Genomic DNA, 11,597 nt, shown 5'->3' with positions numbered 1-11,597 from the left:
ATGGCTACCGACGACAGGAACCCGATCGACTTGGGTGCTGTGAGCACCACCACCCAGGGCGGCGTGACCGGTGTGTCCGACGGCGATTCCGGGTTCATGGTGTTCCCGGGTCTCTCCGACGACTGACCAGAGACCGAGCGGGCGCAAGTCGCCCGCTCGGCATCCGATGTCAGCCGAGGCCCAGCCTCAGGGTCGCGCGGACGTCTTCGCCGGCGCGCCGGGCATCACCTCCATCTCTCGGCGCAGCGCGTCCCAATGCGCGAGTTCGGAAGCACGGCCCGCCGGCTTCGCGCCGTTCAGCCAATAGTCGAACCAGTCGATCGACCGGGTATAGACCGCGAGCCGGTGTGCGGGCTGCCATTTGACATGCCCTTCTCCGGGGAAAACGAACATGTCGATCGGGCGGTTCAGCTCGCGCAGCACGGTGTAGCTTTGCAATGCGCTCAGTGCTTCGGTGTCGGCGACCTGCACGAGGATGGGCGCGCGAACCTGCCGCGCGTTCGGAGAAATAGCGATCTCCTGCCAGAATTTCCTCGCCTCCGGAGCGTCGTCCGTCGTCCGCGGATAGCCCATGGCATAGAATTCCCGGGCGGCGCTCGGTCCGACGCGCATCGCGAGATTGGTGTCCCAGCAGCAACTGCTCATCGCATAGGCGGAGAAGAGCTTGCTGTGCAGCAAGGCGAAGCCCGCAGTGGAGGAGCCGTCGCTGAGACCGGTGATGCCGATGCGGCCAGGGTCGGCGACGCCGCGCGCAATCGCTGCGCGTACCGCCGCCTCGAGCGACTCGAGCACGCTGCGGCGGTCGGCGAACCCCTTGAGGTTGACCTGCTCCATCTTGATGAAATCCGTCTGCCCCTTCAGGCCGACCAGGGGTGGGCGATTGAAGCTCAGGACCGCGAAGCCGCGATTGGCAAAGGCTTGGATCGGATATTCGTCGCCCGTACCGCCGCGAAGGAAGCCGCGTGAGGCATATTGCACCACCACCAGCGGGTAGCGCCGGCCCGGCGCATAGCCGACGGGAAGGACCAGGTCGGCGAACGCGTCCAGGCCGAAGCTGTTGCGCACGCGCAGGCGCTCGACCCTGCCCAGCGTCAGGCGCGCGAATTCGGGGTTGGGATCGAAGAGTATCGCGCGTCGGCCATTTGCCGGATCGAGCCGTTCGAGCCGGCGCGGTTGGCGCGCGCCTTCGCGCAGGCAGGTGAGCCCGGGCCCGGTCGGCACGCAGCTTAGCAGGAAGTCGTCGGTGGCGTATAGCCGGCGGACGCGGGAGGCACCCGGCGTCCATTCGTAGATTACGGTCGCGGCATTCGCCCACCCTTCGCGCCGCATGAAGCGAACCCTGCCATGCACCCACCAGGGAAAGCTCGCATCGGCGCATTCGGGCGCGTCGCAGGCGAAGGTGCGAGCGCCGGTATCGGCATGCAGCCTGCCCCGCGTCGGATACAGGCTCGGGACTGGGACCTCCACCCAGGCCCGGGCCCCGGCGACCGTCGGCGTCTCGGTCCAGCTCCCCTCCTGCATCGACGCCCCGCCCAGCAGTCCTGCCTCGGCTGGAGCCGCTTCCCGGGTCGCGCCGCTGGCCAGGTCGAGGAAGTGGATGGACCTGGGGATCGGTGCCGGCGCGAAGGGCCGATCGCTGGCCGAGGGCGCGAAGCGGTCGTCATAATGATAGCCGACAAGGCTTTCGCGATCGATGGCGGCGAGGGCGGTACGCAGCCCCGGCCGGGTCGCATAGACGATGCCGCGCCCATCCGCCGTGATCCGGAAGTCGCCGATGTCGTCGGCGCTCGTCGTCAGGGGCGCGCTGCCGCTGCCATCGGCGGCGGCCCGCCATAGCTGTACGGCCCCGGCGTCGCGCCGGCGATAGACGATAGACTGGCCGTCCGGCGTCCAGCGCGGCGTGATCGGATCGGCGAAGCCGTTCGGGAACTCGGCCTTGCCGCGGAAGTCATAGGAGAGCCGCAGGAACGTACCGCCACGGTCCACGACGCGTGCGAGTCCGCCGGCCCGGATATCGACCACTATCATGGCGATGCAGAAACTGTTGGTCGCAGGATCGCCCCGCCGCAGTTGAAACGCTGCGCGGCTTCCGTCCGGCGAGACCGAGAAGAGTCGATCATATTGCTGGTTGGGATCGACCGGCCCGATGTCGCGCAGGCGCACCAGGTCCTCGGGCACCAGAGCGTGCCGGGGTAGGTGCGCCCCGGACGGTACGAGGCCCATACAGTCCGGGGCGGCCCTTGCCGGGCTCGAGAGCACCAGCGCGGCAAGGGCTGTCAGGAGGCGACGCGTCACCATTGCTTCGTCACCGACAAGGCGACGAACCGTCCGATCGGCGACTGGTTGGTCGAATCGAATGGAATCGAGGCGGCGGATGGATTGCTAATCGGATCCGGCGCCTCGTTCAGCAGGTTCTGTACCGTGAGCCGAAGCTCGAGGTTGGCGAGCGCGCCATGGTCGATGGCAGGGCGGAAAGACCCGCTCAGGTCGAGCGTGGTGAAGGCGCCCACGGTCGATTCGGGCGGGCGGCGCCTGTCGAGCGTGCTGCCGGCATAGTTGAGCGCGGCGGCGAACTGCAGCGTCCGGGACTGCCAGCCCGCCGAGGCGCGGGCGCGCCAGTGCGGCGGGGTGAAGATCAGCCCGGCACGACCTTCATAAGGTTGGTTCGCCACCGGCTGTCGCTTGTCGTCGAGATAGCTCGCGGACGCTGCCAGCTGGAGCTGACTGCCGCCACGTAGCCCGGCGCTATAGTCGATTGCGACGTCGACGCCGCGGGCATGTTCGCGCGCGGTGTTGCGCAGGCTCGCATCGACGACCGCCGCGACCCGCGCCGGATCATAAGCCTGCCCGCTCTGGTTCTCGAGCCCGAGCGGGGCCTCGGCGATCAGGCCCTGCAACTGGCTGGCGCTGGGTGCGAAGAAGACGAAATTGGCCGCGGCCGGATTGGTGAACGCAGTCGTATAGTCGCTCACGGCGTTGGCGATGCGGCCTCGATAGTCGATGTCGAATCCGCTCGCCTCGATACGCAGGCCATCGAGCGGCTTGAACTCGATCGACAGCGTCGAACTGGTCGCGCGTTCTGCACGTAGGTCCGCGTTACCGCCGGCCACGAGCAGCACCGTCGAGCCCGCCGGGAGCGGCGGGGTCGGCTGCGTCGAGAACTGGTTGGCGCGCAGGAGGATGGCCTGGCGGGCCTGATTGACCTGGTTCAGGGTCGGGATTTTGAAGGACTTGCCCCAGCTGTACTTGAGCGTGATGCCCGGATGGGGGGCGTAGATCAGGCCCAGCTTCGGCGTCGCGACCTCGTCGATGCCGGCATAGCGTTCGTAGCGGACTGCGGCGCTGAGGCGCAGGGCGTCGAGCCAGGGCATGCGATTGGCGGCGCCGACAAGGGGCAGTGAAAGCTCGCCATAGCCGAACAGGCTCTCGCGCCGCTCGCTGGCGTCACGGGCTATTGTTGTGACCCCGCCGCTCGTCGATCGCACATCGAAGTCGAGCTGGAACCGCCGATACCCGCCGCCCAGTGCGAGGCGCGCCTCGCCGCCGGGAAGATGGGCGAGCGGGCCCTCGGCACTCGCCTCGAAATTGGTGAGGTGGTTGTCATAGGCGGAGCGGCCCAGGCTCAGCCCGTTGATGTAGCGCTTCGCGTTGCTGACGGTCGAGCTCTCGCCGTCGGTCATCGCGAGGGTCGCTTCCCACCCGCCGCCGGGCTTGAAGTGCAGTGACGGCGTGACCGAATAGGAGCGCACGACGGGCAGGCTGAGCTGGCCATAGGTGGTCACCGGGGCCGTCACGGAATAGGCGACCGCCTTGCGCGACCGGCGGTCGGCGAGTTCGGCGTCGAGTTCGAACGAGACCCAGCTCGCGAGATCCTGATGGCCGGTCAGTACGCCGCTGACCTGCCGATAGCCGCTGCCGAGCATCTGAGACCGGGCAAGGCCGCGCGTATAGTCCCGCTGGTCCGCATAGATCGGCGTCGCCTTGCTATAGTCGATCGCGGCCATGAAGCCGCCGCCTGCCCAACGCGCGCCGCCGACCCCCGAATATTGCTGCTGAACATTGCCGCCCTCGGCCGAGCCGCCGATGCGCGCGCTCGCCTGAAGGCCGTCATAGTCGCGGCGCAGGATCAGGTTGGCGACGCCGCCGACCGCGTCCGAGCCGTATAGCGCCGAGGCGCCGTCGATGATGACCTCGATGCGCTCGAGTGCCGCCAGCGGAATGGTCGAGATATCGACGCCCTGGTTGACGGCGTCGTAAGGAAGGCGGTGACCGTTGATGAGCGTCAACGTCGCGTCCGAGCCCAGCCCGCGAAGATTGAGCGTCGTCGAGTTATTGATGTTGTTGTATCCGCCCTGGTCACCGCCCCCCGCGACCCCGGGGTTTTGCCCTCCGGTAAAATTCTGCGGGATGATCCGCGAAACGCTCGCCATGTCCGGCAGGCCCTGTTCCTCAAGGCCGCGGCGCGTCATCACGATTACCGGCGAGGGGCCGGTGGCGCCGCGGATGCGCGTGCCCGTCACCATGATCGCCGGGTCGGTGCCGTCCTCCGCAGCAGCTCTGGCGCGCACCCTGATGACGAGCGCCCCAGCCTGCTGGTCGACGACGAGGTCAGTGCCCGCGATCGCCCGGCGAACCGCCTCCTCAATAGTGAACCTGCCCCGGATCGCCGGTGCCTGGCGGCCGCGGATATCGGCGTCGGCGAACAGGATCTCGCGGCCGCCCTGGCGGGCGAGCGCACGCAGCGTTGCGCCAAGGTCCTGCTGCGCCAGGTCGAAGGCGATCGATGCCTCCTGCGCGCTTGCCGGCAGGATCGCCATGCGGGCCGGGATCGCCGTCGCGCCGAGCAGCGCGGCGCAGAATGCTTTTCTCAAGACTCTCATTTCCACCCTCCCAATCGCCGAGCTTCGTGCGGCGTTGGGGGATTGACGGGCGGGCCGGCGGAATACGGGGTCGGACCACAAAATATTTTTCTTGGCTGACGGCCCCGTAACGACCCGAGGATTCGTCTCTGCGCGACCGGCCTGGCCCGCGTTCCCGGCAAGCCGGTCGGGACCTCGGCGTCGGACCCCGTTCTTGACGGCCCGGCATTCTTCCGAACAAAAAGGGAACGAATCAACCTCTTATCGAGTCTTGGACCTTCATGCGGCAGCCAGCTGTCATTGCCGATCTGCGTTCACGCATCGCCGCCATCGAAGGCGTAGGGCAGCGGCACGCAGCGGTGCCGTTCGGGATCGCGTCGCTCGACGGGCGGCTTCCGGGCGGCGGCCTGGCGACCGGCGCGCTCCATGAGGTCGCCGGCAGTGATGCGCTGTGCGACGACGCCGCCGCCACCGTCTTCCTTGCCGGCATCCTCGCCCGGATCGAGGGTCCGGTCTTCTGGTGCCTCAGATGGCGCGACCTGTTCGCGCCCGCGCTCGACCTGGCAGGCCTGCATCCGGACCGCGTCGTCCATGTCGAGGCGGGTAGCGACACGAACGTCCTGCTGGCGATGGAGGAGTGCCTGCGCCATCCCGGGCTCGCCGGGGTGGTGGGAGAGGTCGCCAAGCTCACGACGACGGCATCGAAGCGGCTGCAGCTTGCCGCCGAGAGCTCGGGCACCACGGCCTTCGTGTTCCGCCGGGCCTCCCCGGTCGATGCCGTCGCGGAAGGCACCGCGGCGGTCACGCGCTGGCGCGTGCTCGCCGCGCCCAGCGAGCCGCTCGGCATCCCCAGCCTCGGCCGCGCCCGCTGGGACCTGCGCCTCGAGCGGGTGCGCGGCGGCGAGCCCAAGTCCTGGATCGTGGAGGCCTGCGATGCGCAGGGTCGTCTCGCTCTACCTGCCAAGCTGGTCGACCGACCGGCTGCGGCGGACGAGCGGCGTCTCGCGAGCTGAGTCTCGCGACGCCGCGCCGGCCGGCGACCGGCCGCTCGTCACCGCGCTCCCCGATCATGGCCGCAAGATCGTAGCCGCGATCGATCCCGCTGCGCGCAGCTTAGGCATAGCGCCCGGCATGACCGTCACCAGGGCGCGCAGCCTGGCGCCCGGGCTGATGGTGGTCGATGCCGATCCGGAAGGCGATCTCGCCGCGCTCCGGCGCCTCGCCTTGTGGTGCTCGCGCTATTCCCCCGTCGTCGCCCCCGATCCGCCCCGGGGCATCTGGATCGACGTCACCGGCTGCGCGCCGCTGTTCGGTAGCGAGCGCGCGCTGCTCAAGGACCTGCACCGCCGCATCGCCGGCGCCGGCTTCGCGGTACAGGTCGCGGTGGCCGATACGCCGGGCTGCGCCCATGCGGTCGCCCGGCACGTGCTTGCCGGCCGGCCGGTCGCGATCCCCCCTGACGACCAGCGCAAGGCGATGGCGCTGCTGCCCCTCGCGGCGCTGCGGCTCGAGGCGCCGCTGGTCGAAGGGCTGCGCAAGCTCGGCTTCGAGCGGATCGAGCAGATCCTCGCGACGCCGCGCGGCCCGCTCGCCCGCCGGTTCGGCCGGGTGCTGCACCAGCGGCTCGACCAGGCGCTCGGCCACGCGCCCGAGCCGATCGAGCCGATCTTCGCGCCGCGGGTGCCGCGCGCCCGGCGCGCCCTGCTCGAGCCGATCGCGACGCCGGAGGCGTTCGGCCGGGTGATCGGCGACCTCGTCGGCGACATAACCGCGCAGCTCGTCCGGCTCGGCAAGGGCGCGCGCCGGCTCGACTGCCATTTCCAGCGCGTCGACGGCCAGGCGCAGGCGATCCGCGTCGGTACCGCCACGCCGACGCGCGACGCTGCCCATCTCGCCCGGCTGCTCCAGGCGCGTATCGACCAGATCGAGCCGGGGCTCGGCATTGAGGCGATGACCCTGGTAGCGCAGCTCGTCGAGCCGCTGGCCGCCGCCCAGGCCGATCTTGCCCGCGCCGGCCGTCGCGAGGCGGACGTGGCGGGCCTGATCGACACGCTCGCCAACCGCTTCGGCGAAGCGAGCCTTCGCCGCGCCGCGCCCTTGCCGGGCGGCATGCCCGAGCGGTCGGTGGCGACCTTGCCCGCGCTCGCCCCTGCCGCAGGCGCGCGCTGGGCCTACGACCTGCCGCGCCCCGGCCGGCTGATCGATCCACCCCAGCCGATCCAGGTCACGGCGATGCTGCCCGATCATCCGCCGGCGATGTTCGTCTGGCGACGCACGCGCTACCGGGTGGTCCAGGCCGACGGGCCCGAGCGCCTGCACGGCGAATGGTGGCGCGAGGGCGGCACGGAAGCACGGGCGCCTTATTCGGTGCGTGATTATTTCCAGGTCGAGGTCGAGGGCGGCGGGCGCTACTGGCTGTTTCGCCTCGGCGACGGCGAGCGCGGCGCCACCGGCCCGATGACCTGGTTCATCCACGGTGCCTTTGCCTGATCGCGCCGCGGACGGGGCAGGCGCCGGAACGACAACGGCCCGCCCCGGCAAGCGCAGGCGCGCCGCCTGCGTCCTCGCGACGGGCCCGGCGATGCCGCAAAAAATTCTCCGAAAGAGGTCTTGAAGCCGCCTTTGCAAAAACCATCTTCGCGTCGCCGGACGCGAAAACTCGGTCCGGCAGGACCTGAGGGCACCGGCTCTCTCCCGGTGCGCCTCGTGCTCAAATTGCTCATATGGAGGATTTGGATATGAGGACTTTCGACTTTTCGCCCTATCGCCGCTCGACGGTCGGCTTCGACCGTCTGTTCGACCTGCTTGAGGCAGGCGCGCGCGGCGAGACCGACAGCTACCCGCCGTTCGATATCGAGCAGGCCGGAGAGGACCGCTATCGCATCACCCTGGCGGTCGCGGGTTTCCGCCCCGACGAGATCGAGATCGTGGCGCAGAGCAACCAGCTCAGCGTGACCGGCCGCAAGGAAGAGGAGGAGGGCGACACCGGTCGCTTCCTGCACCGCGGCATCGCCACGCGCGCCTTCGAACGCCGCTTCCAGCTGGCCGACTTCGTCGTCGTCGAGGATGCGCAGTTCGACAACGGCCTGTTGCGGATCGCGCTCAAGCGCGAAGTCCCCGAGGCGATGAAGCCCCGGCGCATCGCGATCGGCGGCACGGTTTCCGCGCCCGCCAACGATCGGCTGGAGGGCCCTTCCACACCCGTAAGCGAGGCCGAGCCCGCAGACCGCGAAGCGGCGTAAGCCGACATGCCCGCCTGGCAAGGGCGGGCATGTCCCGATCGACCGCATCGAGGAGGATTCGACGATGACCGTCCATTTCCTGGGGCTGCTGCGCGATCCGCGGGAACTGGTCGAGCACCCGCAACTCGAGCCCGAGGTCAAGCGTGCCATCCTGGCGTCCTGGGCCTCGGACGCACACGCCGTCCGCTCGCAACCCAGGCTGCGCAAGCCGCCCGAGCTCAGCGATCCCGTCCCCGTGGGCGAGCTGCTCGCGGCGCTCCGCCAGCTCGACGCGGGCCAGCCCGGAGCCGCCTGACATGCCCGGGACGATCGCCCCGGAGATCGTCGCGTGCATCGCACGCGGCGGGCAGCCCAGCGAGGCCGATCTGCAGCGGGTGGCGGCGCACATCCGGCGCGATCTCGAGACCGCGCTCGGGTTCGGCAGACGGCCCGGACCATCGGCGCCGGATCGGGTCGCCACCGAGGCAATCCGCGCGGCGCGTGCCGCGCTGGAAGGTGCTCCCTGAAACAGGACGCCGGCTGCCTTAGGCAGCCGGCGCCCAGTCTTTCGGAAATAGCGCGACGCCGATATCGTCCGCGCGTCGCGCCGCGCCGTCAGTGAAGGCTGCCGCGCCGCACCAGGTTGACGATGCCGAGCAGCGAGACCAGGAACGAGGTCACCGTCAGCGGCGCGTTGTTGATCGAGCCGCCGGCGACGATGAGGCCGCCGATAAAGGCGCCGACGATCCCGACCACGATGTTGAGGAAGACGCCCGGCTGTGCATCGGTCCGCATGATCATGCTCGCGAACCACCCGCTCACGCCGCCCACGACCAGCCACAAAATGAATCCCATCGACCTTCTCTTTGCGCAGGGCGAGACGCGCCGGCCACGGTGCAGGTTCCCGCACGCCGGAGCCCGAAGCCGGACGGCGCCGTCAATAGCGCGCCAGCAGGCGCTCGACCGTCGGGCGGGTCGTCGTCTCCTTGCCATGGTCCTGGGCGATGTCCTTCTCGAGCGCGTCGCGGATCTCGCAGATCTGCGCATCGGTCAGGTGCTCGATGCCGACGAACTCGCCGCGCGCCTTGTCGACGGCGCGCAGCAGTTCGTCGAGCTTGGCCTGCATCGCGGCGCCGTCGCGGTTCTGGCTGTTCTGGATCAGGAAGACGGCGAGGAAGGTGAGCACGGTCGTCGCGGTGTTCACGATCAGCTGCCAGGTGTCCGAATAGTGGAGCAGCGGACCGCTCGCGGCCCAGAGCAGCACGAACGCGACCGAGATGATGAAGGCCAGGGGATGCCCCATCAGCGAGGCCGAGCGGCTCGCTACGCGCGTGAAGAATTGGTCCATCTTTTCCTCCTTGCTCAGGTGGAAGGAGCAACGAAGCGTCATTCGCGCCGGTTTCACCCGGCGAACGGGTCGCCACCGCTCTCTTGCGCCGTCACTGGGCCGGTTTGACCGATACGGACTGGTTCTCCATCACCGCCTCGCCAAAGGCGGTCAGGAACGCGACGTCGGCGGCGTCTCGACCGATGCCGATCTTTGCCATCTCCGCCTCCGTCGCCATGCCGGTCGCGTCGAGCAGGTGCCATTCGCCGCCGAGGAATATCTCGGCGACCGCATGGAAGTCCTGAGGCTCGACGCCCAGGGCGTAGACACTCGCGATGCGCGCGGGAATGCCTGCTGCGCGGGCGAGGGCGATCAGGACGTGCGCATAGTCGCGGCAGACGCCCTCGCGCCGGATGAACGTATCGGCGGCGGTGGTCTCGGTATTGCTTACCCCTGGGACGTAGCGAAAGTTGCGCTGGATCCAATCGCGCATCGCGAGCACCCTGGCCCCGCCATCGATACTACCGAACTCAGCGGCCACGAAGCTCTGGAACTGGTCGGCGGGACAATAGCGCGACGCCATCAGATATTGGACCGTCTCGCCGGGCAGCTGGTGGGGCGGCACGATCGCGAGGTCGGCGCACTCGGTCAGCAGCCGCTGGAGGGAGACTATAGCGCGGTAGCTGACAAGGAGCCGGCCTTCCGCGCGCACCCAAATCCGCTCGCCGATGCCGTCTTGTGCCGGGACGCGCGCGAAATGCGCATGCGGCGAAACCTCGATATGCGCCTTCTCGACGCACTGTTCGGGGATCGCCGCCGCCTCGAGCTGCAACAGGATGTCGGTCGGCTGGGCCAGCCGGTAGGCGATCTCGGTATGGATATCGATCTTCATGCGCGCCGCAACGCGCCGGAATTGGCTTGGGACCCGGCCGACACGGGTGCGGCGTAAAATTGGCTGAAAGACAGTGGCCCCGAGATTTGCGAAAGGTCGGCGACAAGCGTTTGCAGACACGCCCGCCTGATAACTCGAGGCTAAGCCTGCGGTGCTGCAACCGATTGATTAATTGCGCATTGTGTCGGCATGCCCCTCTATCATTTCCAGGTCGCCCGCCACGGTGACGCCGAGATTTTCGGACGTGAGAGCCATGATTGCAGGGACCTTCCGGCGGCGTTGAGGAAGGCGCATTCGCGCGCTCGTGCGTTCCTGCGCCACTACGCCCGCTGCCGGCCAGAGGAAGTCCGGGGAACCCTCGATATCCAGGACGCAGGCAATCATGTCGTTGCGCGTATCTATCTCTCCGAGTTGGCGCACCAGATCTCATAGCGGGCACCGTCCTCGGCAGAGGCCGACCGGCGATCGTCAGTTGAGGATCGCCTGGCCCTTGCCCTCGGCGGTCATTGCGCCGTGGCCGGAGAAGCTGCCGCGGGACCTGCCCGCAGATAGTCGGCCTCGAATTCCGCGGCGCGCGCGAGGCGCGGCCAATCTGGAACCTCGATGATCCGTCCGCGCGCGATCGCCAGGCCCTCGGCGCGCAGATCTTGAAAGGTTCTGCTTACATGCACGGGCGTCAGGCCCAGGACATCGGCCAAGAGCATCTGCGACGCATCGAGCCGAAAATGCTGCCGCGACCCTAGGCCAGTAGCCTCCAGGCGCAGGCCCATCTCGCAAAGCAGATGGGCAAGGCGTGTCCGGGCGTCGCGTCGGCCCAAGCCGACCAGCCATTCCGCGGTGATTCCCGCCTGCACCGCCGTCTCGCGCCACAAGGCCCACGCGACCGCGGGATATTCCTGCGCGATCCCTAGTACGGCGCTACACGACAGGCTCAGTGCCAGCGTGTCGCAGCCGGTACCCACCTCCCAGCCGCGTCGTATCCCGATCGCCTTATCGAGTCCGCAAAGGTCGCCAGGGACGTAGAGCGCTGCGACCTGGCGTCGTCCGCCGGCGAGCTGGCGGACGCCGGCCAGCAAACCCTCAATGACGAGGTAGAGGCGATCGTCGCCGTCGCCCTGCGTAATCTGGGCAGCGGCTCGGCAACGAACGACTGTACCGGGAAGCGCCAGGATAGCCTGGCGCTCGCATGCACCCAGCCCGTGCTGCGCGGCAAGACGCTCGGCCACGCGCTCCAGCGCAAATTTTCCAACTCCCTGCATGCGCGCACCCTAGGGGCAAGATCGGCGCCCCTGTCGCGC

13 protein-coding genes are annotated in these 11,597 nt (G+C 68.8%); 7 read left to right on the top strand and 6 right to left on the bottom strand.

Features of this window, described 5'->3' with window-relative positions; genetic code table 11:
* A complete protein-coding gene (locus tag AC1RJ5_RS09525; protein ID WP_493112975.1) occupies positions 1-126 on the top strand; it encodes a benenodin family lasso peptide in 126 nt (41 codons plus the stop codon).
* 60 nt (positions 127-186) lie between these two features.
* On the opposite strand, the gene AC1RJ5_RS09520 is transcribed toward AC1RJ5_RS09525, so the two are convergent.
* Both AC1RJ5_RS09520 and AC1RJ5_RS09515 read right to left on the bottom strand, forming a co-directional pair.
* Positions 187-2,178 (bottom strand): Atxe2 family lasso peptide isopeptidase, encoded by a 1,992-nt coding sequence (locus AC1RJ5_RS09520; protein ID WP_493112973.1) that lies wholly within the window; start codon positions 2,176-2,178, stop codon positions 187-189.
* A gap of 113 nt (positions 2,179-2,291) precedes the next feature.
* Positions 2,292-4,880 carry a TonB-dependent receptor domain-containing protein gene (locus AC1RJ5_RS09515; protein ID WP_493112970.1) on the bottom strand — a complete coding sequence of 863 codons (2,589 nt, stop codon included), beginning with the start codon at positions 4,878-4,880 and terminating at the stop codon, positions 2,292-2,294.
* A 260-nt stretch (positions 4,881-5,140) separates the two neighbouring features.
* Between AC1RJ5_RS09515 and AC1RJ5_RS09510 the strand changes: the two genes are divergently transcribed.
* The 5 genes from AC1RJ5_RS09510 to AC1RJ5_RS09490 all read left to right on the top strand — a co-directional run bounded on the left by AC1RJ5_RS09510 (position 5,141) and on the right by AC1RJ5_RS09490 (position 8,607).
* Positions 5,141-5,872, top strand: a complete 732-nt coding sequence (locus tag AC1RJ5_RS09510; RefSeq protein ID WP_493112968.1) for an ImuA family protein — start codon at positions 5,141-5,143, stop codon at positions 5,870-5,872.
* Positions 5,793-7,349 (top strand): Y-family DNA polymerase, encoded by a 1,557-nt coding sequence (locus AC1RJ5_RS09505; RefSeq protein ID WP_493112966.1) that lies wholly within the window; start codon positions 5,793-5,795, stop codon positions 7,347-7,349. Before AC1RJ5_RS09510 ends, AC1RJ5_RS09505 begins: the two co-directional genes overlap by 80 nt.
* A 248-nt stretch (positions 7,350-7,597) precedes the next feature.
* Positions 7,598-8,101 (top strand): Hsp20 family protein, encoded by a 504-nt coding sequence (locus tag AC1RJ5_RS09500; protein WP_493112964.1) that lies wholly within the window; start codon positions 7,598-7,600, stop codon positions 8,099-8,101.
* 64 nt (positions 8,102-8,165) lie between these two features.
* Positions 8,166-8,396 (top strand): hypothetical protein, encoded by a 231-nt coding sequence (locus AC1RJ5_RS09495; RefSeq protein WP_269574094.1) that lies wholly within the window; start codon positions 8,166-8,168, stop codon positions 8,394-8,396.
* A 1-nt stretch (position 8,397) separates the two neighbouring features.
* On the top strand, positions 8,398-8,607 hold the full coding sequence (locus AC1RJ5_RS09490) for a hypothetical protein (RefSeq protein WP_269574095.1): 210 nt from the start codon (positions 8,398-8,400) through the stop codon (positions 8,605-8,607).
* A gap of 88 nt (positions 8,608-8,695) precedes the next feature.
* Here AC1RJ5_RS09490 and AC1RJ5_RS09485 read toward each other — a convergent pair whose 3' ends face one another.
* The 3 genes from AC1RJ5_RS09485 to AC1RJ5_RS09475 form a co-directional block, all read right to left on the bottom strand.
* Positions 8,696-8,935 (bottom strand): GlsB/YeaQ/YmgE family stress response membrane protein, encoded by a 240-nt coding sequence (locus tag AC1RJ5_RS09485; protein ID WP_493112961.1) that lies wholly within the window; start codon positions 8,933-8,935, stop codon positions 8,696-8,698.
* A gap of 82 nt (positions 8,936-9,017) precedes the next feature.
* On the bottom strand, positions 9,018-9,428 hold the full coding sequence (locus AC1RJ5_RS09480) for a low affinity iron permease family protein (RefSeq protein WP_269574097.1): 411 nt from the start codon (positions 9,426-9,428) through the stop codon (positions 9,018-9,020).
* Positions 9,429-9,519: 91 nt separating this feature from the next.
* Positions 9,520-10,299 (bottom strand): transglutaminase-like domain-containing protein, encoded by a 780-nt coding sequence (locus AC1RJ5_RS09475; RefSeq protein ID WP_493112959.1) that lies wholly within the window; start codon positions 10,297-10,299, stop codon positions 9,520-9,522.
* Positions 10,300-10,488: 189 nt separating this feature from the next.
* Here AC1RJ5_RS09475 and AC1RJ5_RS09470 point away from each other — a divergent pair, with 189 nt between their 5' ends.
* Positions 10,489-10,731 (top strand): DUF6894 family protein, encoded by a 243-nt coding sequence (locus AC1RJ5_RS09470; protein ID WP_269574099.1) that lies wholly within the window; start codon positions 10,489-10,491, stop codon positions 10,729-10,731.
* A 71-nt stretch (positions 10,732-10,802) separates the two neighbouring features.
* On the opposite strand, the gene AC1RJ5_RS09465 is transcribed toward AC1RJ5_RS09470, so the two are convergent.
* A complete protein-coding gene (locus AC1RJ5_RS09465) occupies positions 10,803-11,558 on the bottom strand; it encodes a Crp/Fnr family transcriptional regulator (RefSeq protein ID WP_493112957.1) in 756 nt (251 codons plus the stop codon).
* Positions 11,559-11,597 lie beyond the last annotated feature (39 nt).

This window comes from Sphingomonas sp. GW822-FHT03G08, from assembly GCF_058801135.1.
The sequence above is the reverse complement of the archived record's forward strand: the minus strand, read 5'-3'. Positions and strand labels throughout refer to the sequence as shown.

Coding starts and splice junctions, on each gene's coding strand:
- AC1RJ5_RS09500 (WP_493112964.1), top strand. CDS start 7,598: ATGAGGACTTTCGACTTTTCGCCCTATCGCCGCTCGACGGTCGGCTTC.
- AC1RJ5_RS09480 (WP_269574097.1), bottom strand. CDS start 9,428: ATGGACCAATTCTTCACGCGCGTAGCGAGCCGCTCGGCCTCGCTGATG.
- AC1RJ5_RS09490 (WP_269574095.1), top strand. CDS start 8,398: ATGCCCGGGACGATCGCCCCGGAGATCGTCGCGTGCATCGCACGCGGC.
- AC1RJ5_RS09470 (WP_269574099.1), top strand. CDS start 10,489: ATGCCCCTCTATCATTTCCAGGTCGCCCGCCACGGTGACGCCGAGATT.
- AC1RJ5_RS09475 (WP_493112959.1), bottom strand. CDS start 10,299: ATGAAGATCGATATCCATACCGAGATCGCCTACCGGCTGGCCCAGCCG.
- AC1RJ5_RS09485 (WP_493112961.1), bottom strand. CDS start 8,935: ATGGGATTCATTTTGTGGCTGGTCGTGGGCGGCGTGAGCGGGTGGTTC.
- AC1RJ5_RS09515 (WP_493112970.1), bottom strand. CDS start 4,880: ATGAGAGTCTTGAGAAAAGCATTCTGCGCCGCGCTGCTCGGCGCGACG.
- AC1RJ5_RS09465 (WP_493112957.1), bottom strand. CDS start 11,558: ATGCAGGGAGTTGGAAAATTTGCGCTGGAGCGCGTGGCCGAGCGTCTT.
- AC1RJ5_RS09505 (WP_493112966.1), top strand. CDS start 5,793: ATGCGCAGGGTCGTCTCGCTCTACCTGCCAAGCTGGTCGACCGACCGG.
- AC1RJ5_RS09525 (WP_493112975.1), top strand. CDS start 1: ATGGCTACCGACGACAGGAACCCGATCGACTTGGGTGCTGTGAGCACC.
- AC1RJ5_RS09510 (WP_493112968.1), top strand. CDS start 5,141: ATGCGGCAGCCAGCTGTCATTGCCGATCTGCGTTCACGCATCGCCGCC.
- AC1RJ5_RS09495 (WP_269574094.1), top strand. CDS start 8,166: ATGACCGTCCATTTCCTGGGGCTGCTGCGCGATCCGCGGGAACTGGTC.